This window comes from Psychroserpens sp. SPM9 (assembly GCF_025153525.1).
Classification (GTDB): Bacteria; Bacteroidota; Bacteroidia; order Flavobacteriales; family Flavobacteriaceae; genus Psychroserpens.
This window is the reverse complement of sequence record NZ_JANZNR010000004.1, coordinates 39262-63079: the sequence shown is the minus strand read 5'-3', so window position 1 is coordinate 63079 and position 23818 is coordinate 39262. Positions and strand designations below refer to the sequence as shown.

The following is a 23818-nucleotide window of genomic DNA, read 5'->3' as shown; positions in this document are numbered from 1 at the left end:
ATGAACAAAATTACCTTGCTTTTTTTATTAGCAGGCATACATCTTAGTGCTCAAAACGATCAATATGCCCTTAGTTATGAAGTTACAAGACCAGATATTGAGCGCAATCATTATGCAAAAGACTCAACAGCCAACGCCTTAATAATTTATAAAAAAGGACATAGTTTTGTTGATAAAAACTCATTCGATTTAAACACAACAATTAAATGTAAATTAAAAATACTGAATCGAAAAGGGTTTAATCACGCAGAAGTAACGATTCCTTTATACGATGACGGAAAAGGGCAAAGAGAAAGAATAAAAGCTATTAATGCCACTGTTTATAATATAGAAAATGGTAAAGTAGTTAAAACCACACTCAAAAAAACAAACATTTTCGAAGAGAAATACAATGACAATTACACACTGGTAAAGTTCGCTTTCCCGAGTATTAAAGAAGGTTCTGTTGTAAACTACAGCTATGTGATTGAATCGCCCTTTATGTACAAGTTTAAAGGCTGGGATTTTCAAACTGTGATTCCAACATTACATAGTGAATACATTGCTAGTATTCCTGGAAACTGGGAGTATAATGTCAAATTGGTTGGTGGTAAAAAACTAAGCACCAACACCATGAGGGTAGAAAAAAGATGTCTCACTGCTGGAAATGCTAGCGCCAATTGTAGTGTAAGCAACTATATCATGCTGGATGTTCCTGCCTTTATTGAGGAAGACTACATGACCACCAAAAAAAATTATTTGGCACGTATTGAATATGAATTAAAAACTTTTAGAGGCTTTAACGGAAGTGTCAACAACATTACAAAAAACTGGAAAAGTACTGATGATGAAATTAGAAAGGAAACAGATTTAGGCAAAGAACTCAACCAGCAAAATAAAGTAAGAAACCTGCTTCCTGATGCCATATCTCAACTGGACAACCCTCTTGAAAAAGCTAAATCTATTTTAAGGTTTGTTCAAGATAATTACAATTGGAATGAAGAATTTAACTTATTTCGTAATGTTTCAATTAAAGAGTTACTAAAGGACAAAACAGGTTCGGCTGGTGATATCAACATCCTTTTATACTTATTACTCAAAGAACATAATATCGATGTCAAACCTATGATTCTTTCAACAAGAAACAATGGTTTAGCAACACAATTATATCCTGTACTATCTGATTTTAACTATCTGATTGCAAAAGCAACTATTAATGGTGAAACCTATCTTCTTGATGGTACAAATGACTATCTAGCCTTTGGGCAATTACCGTTTAGATGTTTGAATCAATATGGCCGCATATTAGATTTTGAAAACGGAAGTTCTTGGTATGATTTTGAAGTAAAAACGCCAAGCCTCAAAGCCTATAATTATGAATTTGATTTAAATGAAAATGGGGTTTTAAATGGGCATACAGCTTATAAAACAACGGGATATCATGCCCTGTATTCAAAAGAAGCTTATTTAAGCAATCCTACGGCCTACACCGAACGCTTTGAAAACCAATACAGCACTTTAAATATTTCTGAATTAGAGATTGGTGATATTGTTAAATCAGAAGCTGATTTTACTGCTGATTTTAATATGGAGACAACACCAGATAGGGTTGGAAACACCCTATATATCAATCCGTTTTTAATCAAATTTTTCTCTGAAAACCCTTTCAAACTTCAAGAACGTAGTTATCCCATAGATTTTGGTTACAAAGATGTTTATATACATAGCATAAAAATAAATGTAGACCCAACTTATAAGATTACCGAATTACCCAAAGCAGCAAACTTAAAATTACCCGAAAACAAAGGTGCTTTATTATTTTCGGCCCAGCAAAATGAAAACACAATCATGTTGTTTTTTAAATTATCCTTTAATGAACCGCTCTATGAACCGGTATTTTACGATGGCTTAAAAACAATTATGTCAAAAGTAGTCGACATACAAAACAACTCTCTTATCGTCTTAGAGAAAAAAGAATAATCTTTTTAGTACATTTGATTTAATGAGTTCAAATACGACACAGCGAAATTGGAAAGATAAACTTCATGAAATTATTTATGAAGCCGACACACCTGCTGGAAAATTATTTGACATAGTGCTCCTCATATTCATTCTTGCCAGTATTGCATTGGTAATGTTAGAGAGTGTTGAGCACATTGACAGAAAGTACCACAAGATTCTCTACTATGGTGAATGGCTTGTAACCATTTTGTTTTCGATTGAATATATCGCAAGAGTTATAACCGTTAGAAAACCTTGGAAATACATTTTTAGCTTTTATGGAATTGTTGATTTTCTATCGACCATTCCTATGTACTTATCGTTTATCTTTGCCGGATCTCACGCCCTTGTAACACTAAGAGCATTACGACTATTACGTGTGTTCCGGATTTTAAAGTTAGCACGTTATTTAGGTGCTTCTAATCAGCTTAAAGATTCAATAATTGCCAGTCGTGTTAAAATTGCAGTGTTTTTATTTGCTGTTCTCGTTACTTCTGTCATTTTTGGTACAATTATGTATTTGGTAGAAGGCGAAGAAAATGGATTTACTAATATCCCTAAAAGCGTCTACTGGTGTATAGTAACCCTTACTACTGTTGGTTTTGGTGATATTGCTCCGCAAACACCTTTAGGACAATTTATTACTTCTATTATTATGATTTTAGGATATGGTATTATTGCTGTTCCTACCGGAATTGTTTCTGCTGAATATGTGAGAAGTAGCAATAAAAAAGATAAGGAACTCGCTGAAGGAAAAACGACAGAACAACTGCATTTAAATTCTCAGGTATGTAGCAATTGTAATAGCGGAAACCATAAAGACAATTCTAATTTTTGTCATAAATGTGGTTATAACTTACACACCTAAATTACGATTTAAAACCTCAAAACCATCGTATCAAACCCTCCAATATTAATTTCAATTGTTGGCCCAACAGCCATAGGCAAAACGGCTTTAAGTATAAAACTAGCCAAGCATTTTAATACTGAAATTATTTCAGCAGATTCAAGGCAATTTTATAGTGACATGCAAATTGGAACAGCAGCGCCTACACCTGAAGAACTTGCTGCAGCTAAACATCATTTTATCAAGCATATTCCTGTAGACACCTATTACAGTGTGGGTACGTTTGAAAAAGATGCTATCGCTCTATTAAAAACGTTACATGCTAATCATCGTGTTGTGATCATGGTTGGCGGCTCAGGATTGTATGTCAATGCCGTTACCAAAGGACTTGACAAATTACCTAAACTAGATCCTGCGGTTAGAGACACATTAAATTCGAGACTTTTAGCTAATGGACTCGAAGCTTTACAACTGGAACTGAAAGCATTGGATCCAAAAGCATTTAACACCATCGCTATTGATAATCCGCAGCGTGTCATTAGAGCTCTAGAAGTTTGTATCACTAGCGGAAAGCCCTATTCTTCATTTTTAAAAGCAACAACGAAAGCACGTGATTTTAAAACGATTACGATTGGTTTAACAGCACCACGAGAAGTCATCTATGAACGTATCAATAAACGTGTAGATCTAATGATAGCTGAAGGTTTGCTGGACGAAGTGAAATCACTTCAGCAGAAACGTCACTTGAATGCCTTAAATACGGTTGGATACAAAGAGTTATTTAAGTATTTGGATGGTGAATGGACCTTAGAGTTTGCCATTTCAGAAATTAAAAAGAATACAAGACGCTTTGCCAAACGCCAACTCACTTGGTTTAAAAAGAGTGAGGACACCATTTGGTTTGATTATGAAACCGACATTACAGACATTATTGCTGTCATAACTAGACAACTAAGTTAAACTTAAAGACTTTCTTTAGAAATAAAAATCAAAAACCCTTATTTTCAATTAATTAACACTACCTTCGTGGCTTAATATAATTTAATATACATTATGAGTAAAGGTACCGTAAAATTCTTCAACGATTCAAAAGGATTTGGATTTATCACTGAAGAAGGAAATGACAAAGAACACTTTGTACACATTTCAGGTTTAATCGATGAAATTAGAGAAGGAGATGAAGTAGAATTCGATTTAACAGAAGGAAAAAAAGGATTGAACGCAGTAAACGTAAAAGTTGTCTAATATTTCGATATTTTTTAAAAACCAAAAAAGCCAATCATAATTGATTGGCTTTTTTTATATCTGGATTTACTATTTAGGCTTCTTGATTGACAACTAATCTGAATCCTTCACCATGAATATTTAAAATTTCAACATTAGGGTCTAATTTTAAATACTTACGAAGCTTGGCAATATATACATCCATACTTCTGGATGTAAAATAGTTATCATCTCTCCATATTTTAGTCAACGCCAATTCTCTAGGCATTAAATCATTTTCATGAAGCGCCAGCATACGTAACAATTCGTTTTCTTTTGGTGATAATTTAATAGGATCTTTACCATCAAACTTTAAAAAGCGTAATTTAGAGTTTAAATCAAACCTTCCAATTTTAAATTCAAATTGTTTGCTGTCAGCAATAGTATCTGTTGCTTTACGCTGCATGATAGCTTTAATTTTCATTAATAGCACTTCGCTGTCAAAAGGTTTGTTTAGATAATCATCTGCCCCTACTTTATAACCTTTAAGCACATCTTCTTTCATCGCTTTAGCGGTTAAGAAAATAATAGGTACATCTGTATTTTTTTCTCTAATTTCTTTAGCTAAAGTAAAGCCATCTTTATAAGGCATCATAACGTCCAAAATACACAGATCGTAATCGTCTTTTTTAAACTTTTCGAAACCTTCCATTCCGTTTTTAGCATGAACCACATCATAATCGTTCATGTTTAAGTAGTCCTTTAAAACGGTTCCGAAGTTTGGATCGTCTTCAACTAAAAGAATTTTTTTATTTTGCTCTTCCATAATTTATGATATTAATGGTAGTTTTATTATAAACGTGCTACCTTTTCCTTTTTCACTTTCTACTGATATATGACCTTGATGGTCTTCTACGATTCGCTTAACATAAGCCAAGCCTAAACCGTGTCCTTTTACATTGTGTACATTTCCTGTGTGTTCTCTATAAAATTTTTCGAACACTCTTTTTTGAACCTGTTTTGACATTCCATTTCCTTGATCTGAAATTTTAAGCAATACATTGGTTCCTACATTTTCGGTATAAACATCAATTTTGGGCGCATCATCACTATACTTAATGGCATTGTCTAAAATATTGACAATCACATTAGTGAAATGCGTTTCATTAGCTAACACCGAAGATTTATCGGCATCTAAATGCGTTTTCACATAGCCTTTTCGATCTTCAACAATTAACTCGACGTGAGTCACAGCATCTTCTACTAAGTCGTGTAACCTCACCCGTTCCTTACTTATATTGAGTTCGTTTTTCTCTAATTTTGAAATTCGCAGTACATTTTCAACCTGAGCATGCATTCGTTTATTTTCATCTTTTATCATTCGTAAGTAACGCATTACCTTCTCTTGATCACCAATAATTTTTGGATTCTTGATAGAATCTAAGGCCAGGTTAATAGTCGCAATAGGCGTTTTAAACTCATGCGTCATATTATTGATAAAATCGGTTTTGATTTGCGAAATTTGACGCTGTTTAATTAATTGATAAATCGCACTAGAATAGGCTAAAATGATAATAGATGTAAACACAATCGATAAAACAATCATTCCTAAAATAGTAGATAACAAATACTCTCTACGTTCAGGAAAATCAACATATAAAGCATATTTACTTTTATTTTGATTGTCTTTAAAAACCGGAATCCCAATCGTTGTTTTTACATTTTTTTCAAAATTATCAGATCTAATTTTAGTAGATAAATCTTTATCGTAAATCGCGTATTCAAACTCAGTTTGTATACCACTTATAGAAAATTGAGATTCTAATAATTCTGAAACCTCCTCATTCGTGATACGTTTGTAAACTGGGTAATTGCTGTAAACTTTTTTATAATTTTCTTTAAAAATCCGTCTACCAACATCATCCATCGTACTGTAATCTGAGAATGTTTGCACAGGATCTAGACTTAATTTACCATCGATCGCATTTCGATCAAAAATTTTAGTTTCACTAAAATTACTAATTCGGCTAATGTTTATACTGTCTGTACCAATGTCAATGAACAATGATGGCACTTTAAAACTTTCTTCAGAAATTGCATTTCTAAATTGCACCGATTGGTTGGTTTCTTCATTAAAAGACTCAAAAATCAAGAGTTGTTTAATTTCAGAAGTATCTGGTGTTCTCCCATTTTCAATAGCTTCTTTGTATAATCTATTATAACTTAGAAGTTCTTTGTCTTCAATAGCCTTAGAAACTGCAAACAGAGAACGTTTAACATCAGATGTGAATTGCTTCTCCTCATTTCTATAGGTATTATTGATGAAAAATGATTGAACAAATATGATACCAATGAGTGATAAACTCATTAAAACCACCAATAAAATGAATAGCTTTTTGCCCATCGTTCAAATTTAGTATTTTAACATTTAGAACTATTAGGGTTTAACCTTACATTAACAAATATGTTAATTTTTAAGTTTCTTGATATGTTTTAGTATGGATTCATGTGTCTTCAACACTTGATTTTTAGTGCTATATAAGTCATCGTTGCGAATGACATAGTGCGACTTATCCATCTTCTCTTGATCGCTCCATTGATTCTTTAAAATAGATTCAATTTTAGACCGATTGGTATCATCTCTTTTCATAACACGTCTAATGCGCTCTTCAACATCGGCAGTAACCAAAACGATAAGATCATACTCGGAGGCTTTATCTATTTCAAAAATAATAGCCGCTTCTTTAATCACATAAGGGGAATTCTGCTTTTTTAACCAGCGTTTAAAATGAGAGGCAACCTTCGGATGAACAATCGCATTCATGGCGTCTAAATCCTCTTTGTTATTGAAAATTTTGGATGCGATATAAGGTCTGTTCAGTTCTTTACCTTCGTATGCTTTATCACCAAATAACTGAATTAATTTTCGTCTAATCACTTTTGAAGTAACCATTAGTCGTTTGGCTTCAATATCAGCTATATACACAGGAATGCTTAGCGCTTTAAAAAAAGATGCGACTGTAGTTTTTCCACTACCTATTCCTCCTGTAAGTCCGACTACTATCATTTTACAATAATAAATTCAACTTTGTTTTGTTTCATTTTGGCTGATTTCACCTGTTCTGAAAGACTAATAAGTTGAGGCGTAAAAAACGAATTATTTAGTTGTAAGGCCTCTTTATAATCACATTCTATTTTGAAATCTGTCACTTTGATATCGTTATAAGCCTCCAAACTCACATAGTAGGCTACTTTTATATGCTTCGGAAAGTAATTTAACTCCATAGCATTGGGTTTGTTTAAAATCGTAATAGGGATTTCAAAAGTTCCTTCGGTAAACTTTTCTACATTCGCATTAATTTGCACCTTGTCTTCAGACAGTTTTAAACGCTCCGATTTATTAGCAAGTTCGAGACCAATGGTTGTACTAATATCGGTTTTAATTTGATTCAAATCAAAAGGCTTTGTTTCTATAAAGTCAATTTTAGAAATTTCTTGCTGCGAGCCAATAATTTTCACCGAATCAGGAATAATCTTAACACCATTGGTCGTATCATAACCCGAAGCATAATGTATTTTAGATTTTAGAACCACCGGAACCGTTTTAGTACTTAAAATACCAAAAGGTAATACCAGCGTATCAGGTTTTACAGACACGATTTTAACCGTTTTACCTAATTGTTCTTGCAAGCTATACAACCCCTTATCTGCAGTCCAGAGGTATGTATTTTCTTTTTGGGTTGTATGATTTTCAATATCTAATTTATAGGTATTACTGTAAAAATAATAGGATAGCAAATTAAAGCCGTGTGTAGAAACGGTAACATTCACCTTTGGTGTACTATCCAGAGTAATAATATTGGTATCCGGAAGGTTATTATAAGCAATATTAAAAGGGATGGTCTCTACATAAGTTTCAGAAAGCTTTGTTACCACCAATATCAAAAACGCAATCAAGAAAAAAAGTCCGAAAACATTGAGTCTTTTGTTTTTGACTGACTTTAATAGTTTTGATTTTATACTATTTAGCATGTTTAAAGAATAGTTTTGGAAACTGTTTCTGTGGATCTTTATTTAAAACGGCTACAGCAATTGTCGATTTTAAAAATCCGTAGCCATATCCAAAGAACTGAATAAAAATAGCCAAAATAGATTGAATAGCGACACTTAAATTTTTGGTAGCTACTAATGCAAAAGCAAAGGCAATAATTATATACGATATAAAGCCAAACAAAAGCCATTTAAAACCTACTACAAACGCAAGAACCGACACTATAAAACCAAGTAAAAACACTGTTGGAAACCAATAGGTTAATCGCTTGGTGTTAGGATGCCATTTATTGAGAATAGGTCTTACCAAACCAAATTTATGTACTTGCTGATAAAACTTTTTCCAAGATATGCGGCGCTTATGATAGACATAAGCCTCTTTTAATAAAACTGTTTTAAACCCTAATGTATGAAGTCTTATCGATAAATCGGGATCTTCCCCTGGATGAATGACACCAAAACCACCTGAGGCTATAAATGCTTTTTTAGACAAGCCCATATTGAAACTACGTGGTTGAAATTTGTCAGTATTTGCTTTACCACTTCCACGAATACCTCCCGTAGTTATTACAGAGGTCATTGCAAAATTGATGGCCTTTTGAAGGTTGGTAAACGACTGATGAGCCGCATCAGGACCACCAAAACAATCCACATCGTTTGAAGACAAGTAAGCATTCACTGTTTCGAGATACTGAGGCGGAAGAAGACAGTCTGAATCTAGAATAATAAAGTAATTTCCTTTGGCTTTTTGCATGCCGTAATTTCTGGAATCACCTGGTCCAGAATTAGGCTTCGAATAGTAAGAAATGTTGAGATCGTTAGCATAGGTGTCAACAACAGATTTGCAATCTATAGAAGAACCATCTTCGACAATAACTATTTCATACAAAAAAGCACCTTGTAAGCCCTTAAAGCTTCTAAGGAGTTCATCAACCTCATCAGGTCGATTGTACACTGGGATAATAAAAGAATAATGTAAAGTAGTCATACTTTACAAAGGTAAGTAAACAAAAAACAAAAGCCACCTTTAGGGTGGCTTTTGAAAACTTATAAATTAAAGCTTATTGCTTAATAATTCTAATTGTTTCTGTAACATTACCGATAGTTACTTTTACGAAGTAAGCACCTTGGCTCATTCCGTTCATATCGATTGTACTTTCAACAGCATTAGGAGCTGTTCTAAGAACTTCTTGACCTAACATGTTATAGATAGCAACATTTTGAATGTCTTTTTGAGCAGCACTCAATGTTAACTCGTTTTTAACTGGATTAGGGAAATATGTAAATGCATTTTCATTTTCAACAGTTTCTGTACTTAATGTTGTACAGCTAACCACCATTTCAAATAATCCAAAGTCATCATTAAAACCACCTACAGAAATCCAGTACGTTGATGTTCCATCAGATGTAAAAGTCGTTTCAAAGTGATAACCTTCAGCAGAACCTCCACATTCATCATAACCTTCTCCAACATAAGTTAAATTACCAGCAGTTCCTGTATAAATAAGAGCTTCTGTATCATAATCTGTATTGGTTAATCCACAAGTTGAAAGTGTCACCTCTTCCGCAGTTCCAGAACCTGTATAAGAGTACCATACATTTCTAGAATCAGAATCAGAATTTGGACCATCAGGCGCAGTATCTTGATCTAAAGTAGCATTGGTTGTATTACCAGAGTAAGTACCTCCACATGCAATTGCAATAGCATCAGCAAAATTATTATTAGCTGGAGGTGGGCCTAAAGCTGTAGTAAAGCTAATTCCTACATAATCAGATGTGCCATCTCCTCCGCAATCAGTTTGAACATAGAACTCATACGTTGTTCCAGCAGCTAAAGCAACTGTAGACGCACTAGTTCCTGCTGCAACACCAGAATCAACAGGTCCAGCAGTACCTTGAGCAACACCATCAGGTTGGATTTCCCAATTATAACCTGTAGGAGTTCCTGCTAATGGAACAAACCAATTAATTGTAGCGCTTGTTTCCTCTGGAGTAGCATCAACATTAAGTGGTACTGAACAACTTGGAGGCGGTAAAAGTGTTACAACAATGTTAGTCCATTCTGCTTCAGAGCCTCCAAATGATTGATTTAAGGCTAAATCTAAAGCTCCATCTACTGATGGATCATAAATTCCAGCTAAATCTCCTTCAAAAAGCAAAGTTGCAGGATCACCAGAATCGGCAGCTCCGATAGGGTCAACATTAACAATTCCAGCAGCTGTAGTAACTGTTAAATCTGCTTCACTAGCCCAAGCGTTATCGGTACTAACCCAATCCGCAGTAATACTAAAAGAGGTGTAAGTACCAGCAGTAACGCCCGCTATGTTACCAGCATCATTTACAGTAATTGGTAATGCTCCATCATCAGCAACAACCGTGTAAACCGTTGCGTCAGTTGGAAAAGTAAATTGCGCAAAGGCGGTTAAAGAACCGAATAACATTGCGACAAACAATAAAGTAATTTTTTTCATATTTAGTTGAATTTAATTAATAAAACGTCTTAAAATTATGATAATTAAATTACAAACTAAAAAGAAACCTGTTTAATCGATAAAAAACATATATCATCGATGAATAGCAGTTTATAATCTGATATCCAAGAAGTTATTGTTTTATAAATTTATGGTTGATTTTACCATCATTCGTTTCTACAATTAACATATAGTGCCCCGGATTTAGGGTACTAACATTTATGGTGTTGTTAACAGGGTTTGAGACTTCTTTTACTTTTCGACCTAACACATCAACTATTGTGATGGATTTAATAGTCGCTTCCCCATAAATTTTAAATACATCTTTTACCGGGTTTGGAAAAACATAGCTTATACTTTCTTGATGTGTATCTACACTTAGTGTACTGCCTTCAATTAAATTTAGGGTTTGATTTGCAGGTATGTTATAATAAGTTTCTTCAATACCACTGAGCCAGGTAATTTTAATATAGTCAATAACAGTCGCATCATGTAATCCAAAATGTTTAGTTTTTGAATTCTGACTCATATAACCTTCTCCCAAATGTGTATAGCCATATTGTTTTTGACCATTAACAGAGAGCTCAATTCGTGAACCTATACCATCTGTATTACTGATAGTTCCAGTTAAATTTAACTTTATCCAATTAGACGTATTTACAGTCATGTTTTTCCATAAAAACACATCCATATCATCTGAATTAGTGACCACTACATCCATAAAACCATCATTATCTATATCTCCAATAGCGTTAGAGTAGCTCTCTCTATTATCATTAGGAAAACAAGAATTATTTAAGGCAAAGGTATAGTTGCCATTGTTTTGATAAAATGCTGCTGAAAGGTAGCCACCTGTAGATCCATCAAATTCACCACTAACGTATAAATCTAAATCTGTGTTATTATCAGCATCAAAAAAAACAGCCCCCCAACCTATACTATTGAAACTTGTTCCTGTTGGACCTGCGACATTAGTAAAGGTTTCATCGCCATTATTTCTTAACAAGTAATTACCACCTTGAGTGTTGGTGACATAAATGTCAAACCAGCCATCTTTATTATAATCACCTACGGTTACCGACATGGCATCTGCACTGATATCGGTTCCTGAGGACATACTAATATCTTCAAAAGTGCCATCCCCATTATTTTTATACAGTTTGTTTAGAAAACTTAACTTATCGTTGGACACATAAATATCTTGAAATCCGTCATTATTTATATCCAGAAAAGCAGAGCAAAAAGAAAATAATGGATTGGGATCTATTCCTGAAAACAAAGACACATCAGAAAATGTTCCATTACCATTATTTCTATACAGTTTATTAGGTACAATTAAGGTTCGGTTGCTTAAAAAAACATCTAGAAAACCATCATTATTATAATCTCCCCATGAAGCGCCATAGGTATACAAGTTATTTGTAGACATTCCTGTTGTAGAGGTTATATCTTGAAATGTCATGTCACCAAGATTCTCGATAAGCTTATTACCTTCGGTTTCGCTGGTAACAAATAAATCTTTGTCACCATCATTATCAAAGTCCACCCAAGTTACTGATTTGGTTTCATAGGATAAATACCCTAAGCCTAAGTTCACATCTACAAAACTACCATTGACATTTTTCAAAAACCGAACACCATCACCATCTGCTGTAGCTAAGGTAATATCATCCCAACCATCATTATCAAAATCACAAAACGATACGCCGTTACCTAAGTAAGTATCGCCAGTAGCAACATCAGCATTCAAAATTCCTGCCTGGTTTTCAAATTCTATTTGAGAAAAACTCAAGAGCATTGAAAATAAAACAAAGCAAGTTGATAAATAATACGTTTTCATTATACCAAGTTTAATCAAATCTATGAAAAATAAATATATTAAAACAAAAAAGAGGTCTTTTTACAGACCTCTTCTTTAATAGGATAAAGCAATTCTTATTCCTTAATTACTCTAATCGTTTTTATTTGGTTCTCAATAGAAACTTTCACAAAGTAAGCGCCTGCTTGAACATTTGACATATCAATGTTTTGGATTGTATTCTGGCTATCAATAGCTACAATACGTTGTCCTAAGACATTAAACACTTCTATCTTGTCAATAGTTCTTGCCGATTCTAATGTTAACACATCTTTTATTGGGTTTGGATAGTAAGTAAATCCGTCAAAAGTCGTATCATCAACTCCTAAACTAGAAGGAGACCAAGCACAAATATTGAAGTTTCCTTTAGAATTATCTTGCCATTCCCAAACTCTGATTAAAAGTACATCACCTGGTGTAAGTCCTGTTAATTCTAATAAAGAGAAACTATCTACACCACCTTCATCATCACAATCAATTTGAGTTAAATTACCTGGAGACCCAGTAAACACTTCAATCACAGTGTCAAATATTGGATTAACAGCCGCTTCAGAAGTTTCAATAGTTACTTCTCCTGAAGATGGCACTGTAAGTTTAAACCATACATCGCCTCCAAAAGATGATGTACCACATTCTGGGAATGTTTCTCCAGAATCTGTAGCTCCAACATTCGTTCCAGTATATAAATCTTCACATACTGTATCTCCAACTTCTAAATTGATAGCTCCTGCTATGTCATCATTAACTGGCGGACATACATCTGTTGAGTATTGTTGCGTGCTAAAACAAGTATCATCAGCTGCATCTTCAATTGTAATATCATAATCTGTAGCAGATGTTAAGCCTCCAACACTGTAAGGAGAACCTGATAAATCTACACCTGAATATACTGCTACTCCATCTTGCAAAATATTAACCGTTGTAGCTGTTCCTAAGCTAGAAATATCTACATCAATAACGAAACCTCCATCTGACGGACAGGTATTTCCACCATTAGATAAGGTGAATTCTGCAGGAATACATGATGGTGGTGGTGTACAGGTTACTGAAAGCCCAAATGCACCTACAGTTGTTGGATTCCATCCTTCAATAGAAATCCAATACTGAGTTCCTGCTACAGACGTAAATGACGTTTCGGCAGCAAAGCCATCTGACGATCCACACTCATCATACCCATCATCGATACAAGTTAATGCTCCTGAAGAACCGGTAAACACAAATATTTCAGTATCAAAACTTCCTGTTCCACAAGTAGATAAAGTCACTACATCTCCTGTACCTACAAAGCTATACCATACGTTTGGTGAATCTGTATCCGCATCAGTATCTTCCTCTACTGTTGCAATATCTGGTGCGTCCTCTTCATCAATTGTAGCCAAGGTTGTGTCTCCTGTATAAGTCCCTCCACATACAATTGGAATAGCATCTTCTAAGTTATCATTTTCTGGAGCTGGCTCTGGACATGTAAATTCAAATGTTCCTACTGTAAAGCTACAGTCAGAATCTAAAGCAACTAATTCGATAGTTACTTCTTCTCCACTATCATAGGGTCCAGCAGTTACTGTACCTGCTACAACTGGATAGGTATTAGTCCCATCATCAAAAACGCTTCCTGCGTCTCCAGCATTTGTCACTTCTATTTCAACAACATAAGTACCTGTTCCATCTGGATTACAAGTATCTTCTACTTCTGTTGCACTATCGATAACTGCTGCAGTACACGTTGGAGGTGCAACACAAGAAACATCTAAAGTATATTCTCCTGCATTATCTAAAAACCCATGAACTAACACATAATACTCCGTTCCAACTGTTGTTGGGAATGTAATTAAAGAAGTGGTTCCGTCTCCGCCATCATCATCACCATCTAAACACGTTAAATCGCCACAAACTCCAGTAAATACTCTAATTTTTGTATCAAATGTTGACAAACTCAAATCTAATGTAACTTCATCTCCTTCTGTACCAGCAGCTGCACCTGCGTTATTAGAATTAGCACCTACAAAGGTATACCAGACTGCTCCTCCACTACCTGCAGTGGTACCACATTCGCCTGGATCATCGTCGCCTTCAGATGAAGCAAACGTTGTATCTCCAATATATTGACCTCCACAAACGATGGTTTCAGCATTTACACACTCATCATTTGCTGGCGGTGTTTCAGAATCACATATTAATGATAATTGGTAATCACCAGCTGATGTATTAAAGCCTTCAACTCGTATTAAATAGGTTGTTAGGCCATCTGACAACCAAGATACCTCAGATTGCAATCCGCAAAAATCATCGTTGGTAGCGACTTCTGCGCCGTCACATGCGTCATAAATAGTAATAACTGTATCAAAACTAGAACCACAAAGACTTGCTGTGATATTATCATCAACGACTGTTCCTGTATAAGAATACCATACATCTAAACTTCCGTTTAAATCTGAATCACTAGCAAAAGTTGTTTCTCCAGTCACCGTATCATTACATCCTATAGCTTCAGCAGAAAGACAATCATCGTTATCTGGAATGTTTTCAGAAGCACACTCTAAAGTAAGATTGTAATCTCCAGATTCAGCATCAAACCCTTGTATCGAAATTAAATAGGTCGTTACACCATCTGAAGTAAATGTAACTTCAGATTGTAATCCACAACTATCATCGTTTGTTGCAATCTCCGTTCCGTCGCATGCATCATAAATGGTGATAATTGTATCAAATCCTGAACCACATAAACTTGCAGTTATGGGATCATCTACAACAGTTCCAGTAAATGAGAACCATACCTCACTATCAACTGATGAACTATTGCTTCCTGAAGCAGTGTTATTTACACAATCTAATGCAATTGCGTTGACACAATCATCATTAGCAGGAGGTGGCGGAGGACCGAATGTAAGCGACCAGCTATCTACAGTACCTATATCACCATCTGCACTGTCGCAAACAATTAAGCTCCAATCACCATCAGCACTTAAACCATTAAATCCAGCTAAAGCTTCGAGTGGTAAAAATGTTCCAGTAACTGGAGATGTAAAACTAGTTGGTAATGTTTCTGAGGCTGAATCATCTAAGATACAATCTGTAAAACCGTCTCCACTACTACCAATTGAATCAATTAAAAGTACAGTAATTGCTCCTGAAGGGTCTTGTAAACTCACCGTAATATCAGCATTCCAAGTGTGTGTTGCATTAAAAGTTACACTTTGCAAAACGTTACTTGAAGCATCAAGAGTACCTACACCTGAAACCGTTAATGGTAATGTTAGCTCATCTATTGTTCCGCAGGTTGCGTCTGTTCCCCCGTTTCCATTTTGAATGTCATGCACAACTCCATCTGTAAAGGTTTGAGCAAAACCGAAGGTTGTTGCCATACAAAAGCACAGCAACCATAAAGTAATTTTTTTCATTTTTGTTGGTTTTTAGTTATTGAATTAATTAACAGCACGTAAATTATTCATATTAAAAGCCTTACGAATAAAAATGACTTAACAAGATATTAACAATTCGATGAATTATAAGAAAAAGCCGACAAGATGTAATTTGGTTTTAATCATTATTTAAAGTTTTAACTAAAAAGACATACAATTGATAATAAAATTCATTTTTTAATCAAAACAATCCTAAAAATCACCTAATAAACATCGGATTTTACTGCATTTAATCTATATGGTTTGACATAATGATTAAACATTTTACAAACGATAACTAAAAAAAAGAGACCATTACTGGTCTCTTTTCAGAATAATGAAATTCTTTTATGCCTTATTGCTTTATTATTCTAATTGTATTTGTTGCGTTGTTTATAGTAACTTTCACAAAATAAGTTCCAGTTTGTAGTTGAGACATATCAATCACAGAATCCATACTATTTGGAGCCATAACCAATACTTGTTGTCCTAACATATTAACTACAGTTAGATTATCAATAGCATTTTGAGCATTTAATGTCAATGTATTTTTAACTGGATTAGGGAAATATGTAAAGCCTAGAGTTTCAAAATCATTAACAGATAATGAATTATCTACAGTTAGCTTATAATCTTCTACTTCACCTCTACCTGAACCAAAAGAACATGGTGCATCATTACCAGGATTAGAATCATTGAAATCAATCATCACACGCATTCTGTAATCTCCGTCTGAGGTTGCATCAGGAATAGTTATTGACCCTGTAAAAGGTCCGTTAGAATATCCTGTAGTACTAAATGACACCTCAGAAGTATCAAAAGTTAAATCATTATTCCAATCTACCCATACAGCACATCCTACTGTACCAGAAACGATATCAACAGTAAAATCAATAACATCATTTGATGCTCCACTCACAGTTGCTGTATCAAAATTATCCTCGTAATTACCTGTTGTAAAGCCAGATCCTAAATTAGAAATATTTACTGCGCCTCCAGTAGTACTAAAATTATCAATGTAAGTTGATTCACTAGTTCCAGATGGTACACAATGCCCCGTAAAAAATGTAAACGGACCAACCCAAGCACTTACGTCTGTTGTATTATCCATACCACAATCTGCTCGTACATAATAGTCATAAGACGTTTCAGCAGTTAAGGCAGATAAGTTATAAGGATTATCACCTGTATCGTCAACATTTGGTGTTCCTGTTGGCGTAAAGCCTTCAATACCCCATTCAATATCCCAGTTTGATATACCTCCTAACTGGGTCCATCCTAAATCTGCAGAAGTCAAAGTTATATTAGAAGCTGTCAAATCTGTTGGGTCTGGACATGTTGGAAATGGTGTACATGTAGCACTAATTTCAAACACAAGTCCAGGGCTCCCATTAACCCAATGTCCAACTTGTATGTAATATATGTTACCTGCAGCAGCAGCAAAAGTAACCGATGTAGGGTTTCCTCCTAAATCATCAACCGAAGCAATACAAGAACCTAAGGTGAATCCGCCACAAGTTCCGTCTGTGCTTTCAAAGACACCAATTTGAGCTTCTTCAACAGAGGCATCTACAGTAATAGTAACATCATTATCATTACCTGTAAATTGATACCAAACATCATCTCCAATTGAACCATTACAAGATGTACCACTTCCACCTGTAGCAGATATTGTGGTTTGATCTATAAGCGTATCACCACAAGCAATAACTGTAGCATTTTCACATAAATCATTCCCTGGAGCTGGTGGTGGTGTTCCTATACAGATATCAAAATCTGTTTGCGCTGTATTGGTTGATCCCCATCCATATACTCTAACATAATAAGTGTTTCCACCAGTTAGACCTGTTAAGTTAAGTATATTTGGATCACTCTCCCCAACTTCATTTGTAGCTGTCATATTACATCCTGCAGCATCATCAAAAACACTCATTCCCATATCTACTGAAGTTCCAATAACAGCAGTAATATTTAAAAGTGAAATTCTATGATTAGTTCCTGTTGCAACAAAGGTAAACCAAACGTCATTGTCGGGAGTACCAGTCGCATCATCAGGTTGCGGAGAAGCTGTAGCTCCTACAACCGTTGCGCTAGTTACAACATCGCAACTAAAATCGGCATTAACTGTTAAGCCTATAGCATCAGAACATTCATCATTTGCTGGTGGTGTAGGTGGTGTTATTGTTAAAACTCCAGAATCATTATTCCAAGCGCCACCTGCGCCTCCATAAGTTAACGGACCGCCATTAAGGCTAAAACGACTTGCATAGTAATAAGTACCTTCTGCAAGACCATCAGCTAAATTTGTAAAATATTCATCGTTATTTCCGACTTCAACATTAAAATCTGCAGGAATCCATGTCCATCCAACTTCTAAACTAGGATCTGTATCAGTGTCACTATATCCAATCCAAGCTGATATTCCAGGAGACTGACCTGCAGTCACATCGGTTAAACCTGCCTCATAAGCCTGAGCATAGACAAGGTACGTATCTCCTAATGGCGACGAATTTGCTCCAGTAGGGAATTGTAAATTGTAAAAGTCTAAGGTATCTGTAACAGGATCACCAACTATTACTTTATAGTCTTCTACTTCTCCTCTTCCACTAGCAAATTGAAAAGAACAAGGCTCATCATCTGGATTAGAATCATTCCAATCGATCATAATTCGCATACGATAGTCACCATTAGCTGTCCCCGTAGGCACCGTTATAGATGCTTCAAAAGGTCCGTTAGAATAACTTGTGGTGTTAAATACACCTTCTGTAGCAACATCAAAAGTGTCATCATTATTCCAATCTACCCAAATTGCACAACCAACCGTTCCGCCTTCAATAGCTACAGTTAAACCAAAAGCGCCATCAGCAAAAGAAGTTACCGCATTAGTATCATAAAAATCTTGGTACCTATCATCTGCTGCATTTAAACCCGTACCCAGGTTAGAAATATTGGTCACAGCTCCCGATGTAGAAACCTCGTCAATAAAAGTGGTAGTATCTGTAGTTGTAGAACTAAAACTACTACAAACCTGAGCATAGCCTTGCAAAGTAAAGGCTAAGGTTAATAAGAAAATTAACGTATTTTTTTTCATAGTAAAAAGTTTTAAATTAGTAATCATTGAAGTTAATTCAATTAATTCTAACCTTGAAAAAGCTTAACATCTTAATCGATTAAACGCAAAAAAGCACGACTAAAACACATAAAAAAAGCCATTATACTAATACTAATATAATGGCTTTTCAATATGAAATAGAGATTTACTCTTCTGTAAACTTATCCATGATAGCATCACTTACTCCCATGTTACTAAAGCCTCCATCATTGTATAGGTTTTGCAAAGTAACACGTTTGGTTAAATCACTAAATAGTGTCACTGTATAATTAGCACAGTCTTCTGCTGTCGCATTTCCTAATGGCGACATCTTTTCGGCATAAGCGATAAAACCATCAAAACCTTTAACTCCTTGCCCTGCAGTAGTTGGTGTTGGAGACTGCGAAATCGTATTCACGCGTACTTTTTTATCTTTTCCGAAGAAATACCCAAAACTACGTGCGATACTTTCTAAATAAGCCTTATTATCTGCCATATCATTATAATCTGGAAACACGCGTTGAGCAGCCATGTAGGTTAAAGCTACGATGCTTCCCCATTCGTTCATCGCATCAGCCTTGTATAAAGTTTGCATCACTTTATGAAATGACATGGCAGACACATCTGTTCCTTTTTGGGTCCAGTCATATTTTTGATCGGTATAAGCTCTTCCTTTTCTAACATTTATTGACATCCCGATAGAATGTAAAACAAAATCAATTTTACCGCCAAGAATTTCCATAGATTGTTCTACAAGGTTTTGTAAATCTTCTTCAGAAGTTGCATCAGCAGGAATAATTTGAGATCCCGTTTTTTCAGCCAATTCATTAATTTGCCCCATACGCATAGCAATTGGAGCATTTGTAAGTACAAAGGTTCCACCTTCTTCATGTACGCGTTCTGCTGTTTTCCAGGCGATTGAATTTGAGTCTAATGCGCCAAATATAATTCCTCGTTTTCCTTTTAATAAATTGTATGACATGCTATTATAATTGTTTAGTTCGTTGATATTAAGTTTTCAAAGATAGTATTAATTGAGTAATTGCTTGGCATGTTCTATTGCCGAATTAGAAACATTTGCGCCTCCAAGCATCTGAGCAATCTCAACAATACGTTCATCGGCTGTCAATTGTTTAAGTTGGGTTTGTGTAACCTCGTTGACATCTTCCTTATATACTTTAAAATGCGAATCGCCTTTTGCTGCTATTTGCGGTAAATGGGTAATCGTAAATACTTGCATCGCTTTACTCATTTCTTGCATGATTTGAGCCATTTTGTTAGATATCTCACCCGAAACGCCTGTATCAATTTCATCAAACATAATGGTTGGCAACTGTGTATACTTTGATAACACCGATTTTATGGCCAGCATAATTCTAGACAACTCACCTCCCGAAGCTGCTTTTTTTAGATCGTTAAACTGACCACCTTTATTAGCTGAAAATAAGAACTGCAACACATCTGTTCCATTAGATAAGAACGTATTTGAGCTCTCTAATGCAATATTGAACTTAGCATTTGGCATTCCTAAATTGGCCAAAATTGACTCTAACTGATTAATTAAGTTAGGAATAACCCCAACTCTATTAGCATGAATCGTTTCAGAAAGTATTTTTAATTGTTGCTCTGTCGCTTTTATCTCATCAGCTTTTGCTGAAATAGTCGCATCAAGATTCTCTGTTACTGATACCTTATGAGTGAGCTCATCTTTAATCTCTATAAGTTCTTCAACCGAAGACACCGTATGCTTTTGCATTAAATTATGAAGCGTTTGAAGTTTTAAGTTCACCACTTCCAAGCGATTAGGATCGGCTTCCAGGTTTGCTTCCAGACTTTCAATTTCTGAAAGTACATCGTCCAGCTCAATCAAACTACTAGTAACCCGATTAAAAATGTCGTTGTACGATGTTCCGTAGCCAGATAGCTTTGAGAGCTGACTTTTGACTTCAGTAAGGTGAGACACAACACCTATATCATCATTGCTTAATAATTGATGTGAATGCGACAATTTATCTTTAATCTCTTCAATATTATTAAGGGTTTCATATTCACTCTCTAAAGTGTCGAGTTCACCAGTCACTAGTTTAGCATCTTCAAGTTCTTTTAAAAGAAACAAGTTATAATCGAGCTCTTTAATGGCTTCGGATTTTTGCTGCTGAAGAGTTTCCAATTCCACAACAAGTTTTTTAAAGGTTTTAAGTGCTAATTTATACTGATTTAGTACATCGTTGTTTTCGGCTAAGGCATCAATAATCTGAAACTGAAAATTATCATTAGTCAACTGTAAGGTTTGGTGTTGAGAATGGATATCCAGCAAACGTTCCCCTAACAATTGAAGGCTATCCAAATTCACAGGAGTATCATTGATAAAAGCTCTGGATTTGCCTGATGGTAAAATCTCACGCCTAAGGATGGTAAGCGATTCATAATCTAAATCTTCACTATTAAAAAGCGATTTTAAATTGTATTTAGCAATGTCAAATGTCGCTTCAATAACACATTTTTTCGTCGCATCTTTAACCGAACTCAAATCGGCACGTTTCCCTATGATTAACGATAATCCACCCAACAGAATAGACTTACCAGCTCCTGTTTCACCAGTAATAATTGTAAGTCCGCTATTAAAACTCACATGGAGTTCATCAATAAGGGCATAATTTTTTATGGATAATTGTGTCAGCATAAGTTAGTAGAAACCGTTTATAGGTACCATGCAAATTTACTCATTACAAGTTATTAAATGCAAAACATTAATACGAATAAACTTGTAAATTATACAGATTGAAATTACAGAAATTTACCTAAACTATAATAAACGCTTAGAATTTTATTTTGCGCCATTTTGAAGCATGCATAGGCGCAATTTTTGTTAAGGTTTCAATTAATTCGGCAACATTAACTATTGGACCACCAGAGAACACTTGCTGAATTTCATCTGCTTTCGCATCAAAAAACACACGCATTAAATAAGAATTTGGCCTACGGCTGTTTAACGATTGCAGTGTTGTCATCGATTCAGCCACATTTTGTTTTCCTTTTTTAGCATCTGTACTCATTGCATCTAAACCTTGACGATGATATGTATACATAGCGTCTCTAAACGGTTGAAAGGTTGGCGACAACATATTGTCGATTAATACAAAACGTGTTTGTTGTCCGTCAGAAAGCTTCCAGCCTTTCGAATTATTTTGCTGTGAATAGTTTAAAATTGTTTGGGCTTGTTTAAAATACGTTTCGCCACCATTTGGAGCAAAAGTATCACCATCTAAACCAAGAATCATATAGACATGAAATGCTATCATTGAGACCAAATTTGATTCAAATTGGTTGGGGTTGTAAACAAAATTCTGAAATTCTAAATACTGAAAATTAAACTCTTTATCATTATAGTTATAAACTGGCGATCCGTAATTAGAACCAAACACAGGTCTTGAACTTTGCACCTGAAGTGTTCCCTGAAACACATCGGTATCATAATTAGTAATGGTAATAACCATGCTACAATCGATACGCTCTTGTGTTTTAAAAGTTTTGTTGGTCCACTGCGTATTATTTACAAATTCTTTTAATTGACGTTCTAGCGTTTTAAAAATCTGTACGTTTTCATTACCGGTTTGCTGGGCATTTACAACAATTTCACAATTGAGTTCTTGCGACCATGATCCTAATGAAACTAACAGTAAAAGAATAAATAAATAATTACGCATGTGTTTGTTTTAAAATTTGTTGCATTATATCTTGAGCCACTTCTGTTTTAGATTTAAGTTCGTGCTGAACGATTTCTAAAGACCGTGTTATAAAAGTAACTTTATTTGTTGAACCACCAAAACCTGCGCCTTTATCGTTTAAAGAATTTAAAACAATTAAATCCAGGTTTTTAGATTCTAATTTTCCTTTAGCATGTTCCAGTTCATTATTAGTTTCTAAAGCAAAACCTACAAGAAACTGTTCTTTTTTAATGGCTCCCAAAGATTTTAAAATATCCTTCGTTTTCTCCAACTCAATACTAAACGTTGCTGATGCCTTTTTTATTTTTTGATCGGCCACATTTTTTGGTCTATAATCAGCCACAGCTGCAGAAAGAATAGCCATGTCTACGCTATCAAAATAGCGATGGCAAGCTTCATACATTTCTTGCGCACTTGTGACACGAATAACTTCAATAAAACTATGTGCTACTGTTTCGTGTGAAGGTCCAGAAACTAAGACCACCTCAGCACCAAGGTTAGCTGCTGCTTTAGCGATTTCAAAGCCCATTTTTCCACTGGAATGATTGCCAATAAAACGCACGGGATCTATAGCTTCGTAGGTTGGTCCAGCCGTAATTAAAACTTTTTGTCCTTTGAGTGGTAATTGATCTAAAATATCTGCTTCGATAAATGCCAGAATTGCTTCGGGTTCTGCCATACGACCTTGCCCTACTAATCCGCTGGCTAATTCTCCAGATGTTGCAGGAATCATAATATTTCCGTAGGACTTAAGCGTTTCAAAAGAATGCTTTGTAGATTGATGCTTGTACATATCTAAGTCCATCGCCGGAGCAAAATAAACAGGACATTTCGCTGAAAGGTAAGTAGCCATCAACAAATTATCACAAGTTCCATTAGCCATTTTAGACATGGTATTTGCTGTTGCTGGTGCAATGATAAAAAGATCGGCCCAGAGTCCGAGTTCCACATGATTTGTCCACATATCATTATCATTTTCTTCATTAGTAAATGAAGAATGCACAGGATTTTTAGATAATGTAGAAAGGGTTAAAGGTGTAATGAAGTCTTTAGAAGCAGGCGTCATAACGACCTTTACGTTGGCGCCTGCTTTAATAAATAGCCTAACTAAGTTAGCTGTCTTGTAAGCGGCTATACCGGCAGTTATGCCTAACAGTATATTTTTACCACTTAGTATAGAAGACATGTTTGA

17 protein-coding genes are annotated in these 23818 nt (G+C 35.1%); 4 read left to right on the top strand and 13 right to left on the bottom strand.

The features are described from left to right. From N4270_RS09255 to N4270_RS09240, 4 genes are all read left to right on the top strand, one after another. Nucleotides 1-1959 (top strand): DUF3857 domain-containing protein, encoded by a 1959-nt coding sequence (locus N4270_RS09255; RefSeq protein ID WP_260096760.1) that lies wholly within the window; start codon nucleotides 1-3, stop codon nucleotides 1957-1959. Between the two features lie 22 nt (nucleotides 1960-1981). Continuing rightward, the gene (locus N4270_RS09250; protein WP_260096759.1) at nucleotides 1982-2848 is read left to right on the top strand and encodes an ion transporter; all 867 of its coding nucleotides are present in this window, start codon (nucleotides 1982-1984) and stop codon (nucleotides 2846-2848) included. Between the two features lie 24 nt (nucleotides 2849-2872). Next, nucleotides 2873-3787 carry a tRNA (adenosine(37)-N6)-dimethylallyltransferase MiaA gene (miaA, locus tag N4270_RS09245; RefSeq protein WP_260097105.1) on the top strand — a complete coding sequence of 305 codons (915 nt, stop codon included), beginning with the start codon at nucleotides 2873-2875 and terminating at the stop codon, nucleotides 3785-3787. 93 nt (nucleotides 3788-3880) lie between these two features. Beyond that, nucleotides 3881-4072 (top strand): cold-shock protein, encoded by a 192-nt coding sequence (locus N4270_RS09240; RefSeq protein ID WP_260096758.1) that lies wholly within the window; start codon nucleotides 3881-3883, stop codon nucleotides 4070-4072. A 73-nt stretch (nucleotides 4073-4145) separates the two neighbouring features. Here the strand turns inward: N4270_RS09240 and N4270_RS09235 are convergent, their stop codons facing one another. The 13 genes from N4270_RS09235 to coaBC all read right to left on the bottom strand — a co-directional run bounded on the left by N4270_RS09235 (nucleotide 4146) and on the right by coaBC (nucleotide 23812). Further along, a complete protein-coding gene (locus N4270_RS09235) occupies nucleotides 4146-4856 on the bottom strand; it encodes a response regulator transcription factor (protein WP_260096757.1) in 711 nt (236 codons plus the stop codon). Nucleotides 4857-4859: 3 nt separating this feature from the next. Next, the gene (locus N4270_RS09230; RefSeq protein WP_260096756.1) at nucleotides 4860-6434 is read right to left on the bottom strand and encodes a sensor histidine kinase KdpD; all 1575 of its coding nucleotides are present in this window, start codon (nucleotides 6432-6434) and stop codon (nucleotides 4860-4862) included. A 63-nt stretch (nucleotides 6435-6497) separates the two neighbouring features. Next, nucleotides 6498-7097: a dephospho-CoA kinase gene (gene coaE, locus N4270_RS09225; RefSeq protein WP_260096755.1), complete on the bottom strand. Its 600-nt coding sequence runs from the start codon at nucleotides 7095-7097 to the stop codon at nucleotides 6498-6500. Further along, nucleotides 7094-8062, bottom strand: a complete 969-nt coding sequence (locus tag N4270_RS09220; protein ID WP_260096754.1) for a YbbR-like domain-containing protein — start codon at nucleotides 8060-8062, stop codon at nucleotides 7094-7096. Before N4270_RS09220 ends, coaE begins: the two co-directional genes overlap by 4 nt. Continuing rightward, nucleotides 8052-9068, bottom strand: coding sequence for a glycosyltransferase family 2 protein (locus tag N4270_RS09215; protein WP_260096753.1), 1017 nt, complete (start codon nucleotides 9066-9068; stop codon nucleotides 8052-8054). The genes N4270_RS09220 and N4270_RS09215 overlap by 11 nt, the downstream gene beginning before the upstream one ends. Nucleotides 9069-9141: 73 nt before the next feature. Beyond that, a complete protein-coding gene (locus tag N4270_RS09210) occupies nucleotides 9142-10551 on the bottom strand; it encodes a T9SS type A sorting domain-containing protein (RefSeq protein ID WP_260096752.1) in 1410 nt (469 codons plus the stop codon). Between the two features lie 133 nt (nucleotides 10552-10684). Then, a complete protein-coding gene (locus N4270_RS09205) occupies nucleotides 10685-12391 on the bottom strand; it encodes an FG-GAP-like repeat-containing protein (RefSeq protein ID WP_260096751.1) in 1707 nt (568 codons plus the stop codon). A gap of 95 nt (nucleotides 12392-12486) precedes the next feature. Next, nucleotides 12487-15807, bottom strand: a complete 3321-nt coding sequence (locus N4270_RS09200) for a T9SS type A sorting domain-containing protein (protein ID WP_260096750.1) — start codon at nucleotides 15805-15807, stop codon at nucleotides 12487-12489. Nucleotides 15808-16162: 355 nt separating this feature from the next. After that, entirely contained in the window at nucleotides 16163-18898 is a 2736-nt protein-coding gene (locus N4270_RS09195) for a GEVED domain-containing protein (RefSeq protein WP_260096749.1), read from the bottom strand. 166 nt (nucleotides 18899-19064) lie between these two features. Continuing rightward, nucleotides 19065-19880, bottom strand: a complete 816-nt coding sequence (locus N4270_RS09190) for an enoyl-ACP reductase (RefSeq protein ID WP_260096748.1) — start codon at nucleotides 19878-19880, stop codon at nucleotides 19065-19067. A 48-nt stretch (nucleotides 19881-19928) separates the two neighbouring features. Beyond that, complete coding sequence (recN, locus tag N4270_RS09185) at nucleotides 19929-21581, bottom strand: DNA repair protein RecN (RefSeq protein WP_260096747.1); 1653 nt, start codon at nucleotides 21579-21581, stop codon at nucleotides 19929-19931. 136 nt (nucleotides 21582-21717) lie between these two features. Next, nucleotides 21718-22605: a DUF4835 family protein gene (locus N4270_RS09180; protein ID WP_260096746.1), complete on the bottom strand. Its 888-nt coding sequence runs from the start codon at nucleotides 22603-22605 to the stop codon at nucleotides 21718-21720. Next, entirely contained in the window at nucleotides 22598-23812 is a 1215-nt protein-coding gene (gene coaBC, locus N4270_RS09175) for a bifunctional phosphopantothenoylcysteine decarboxylase/phosphopantothenate--cysteine ligase CoaBC (protein ID WP_260096745.1), read from the bottom strand. Before coaBC ends, N4270_RS09180 begins: the two co-directional genes overlap by 8 nt. Nucleotides 23813-23818: the final 6 nt, after the last annotated feature.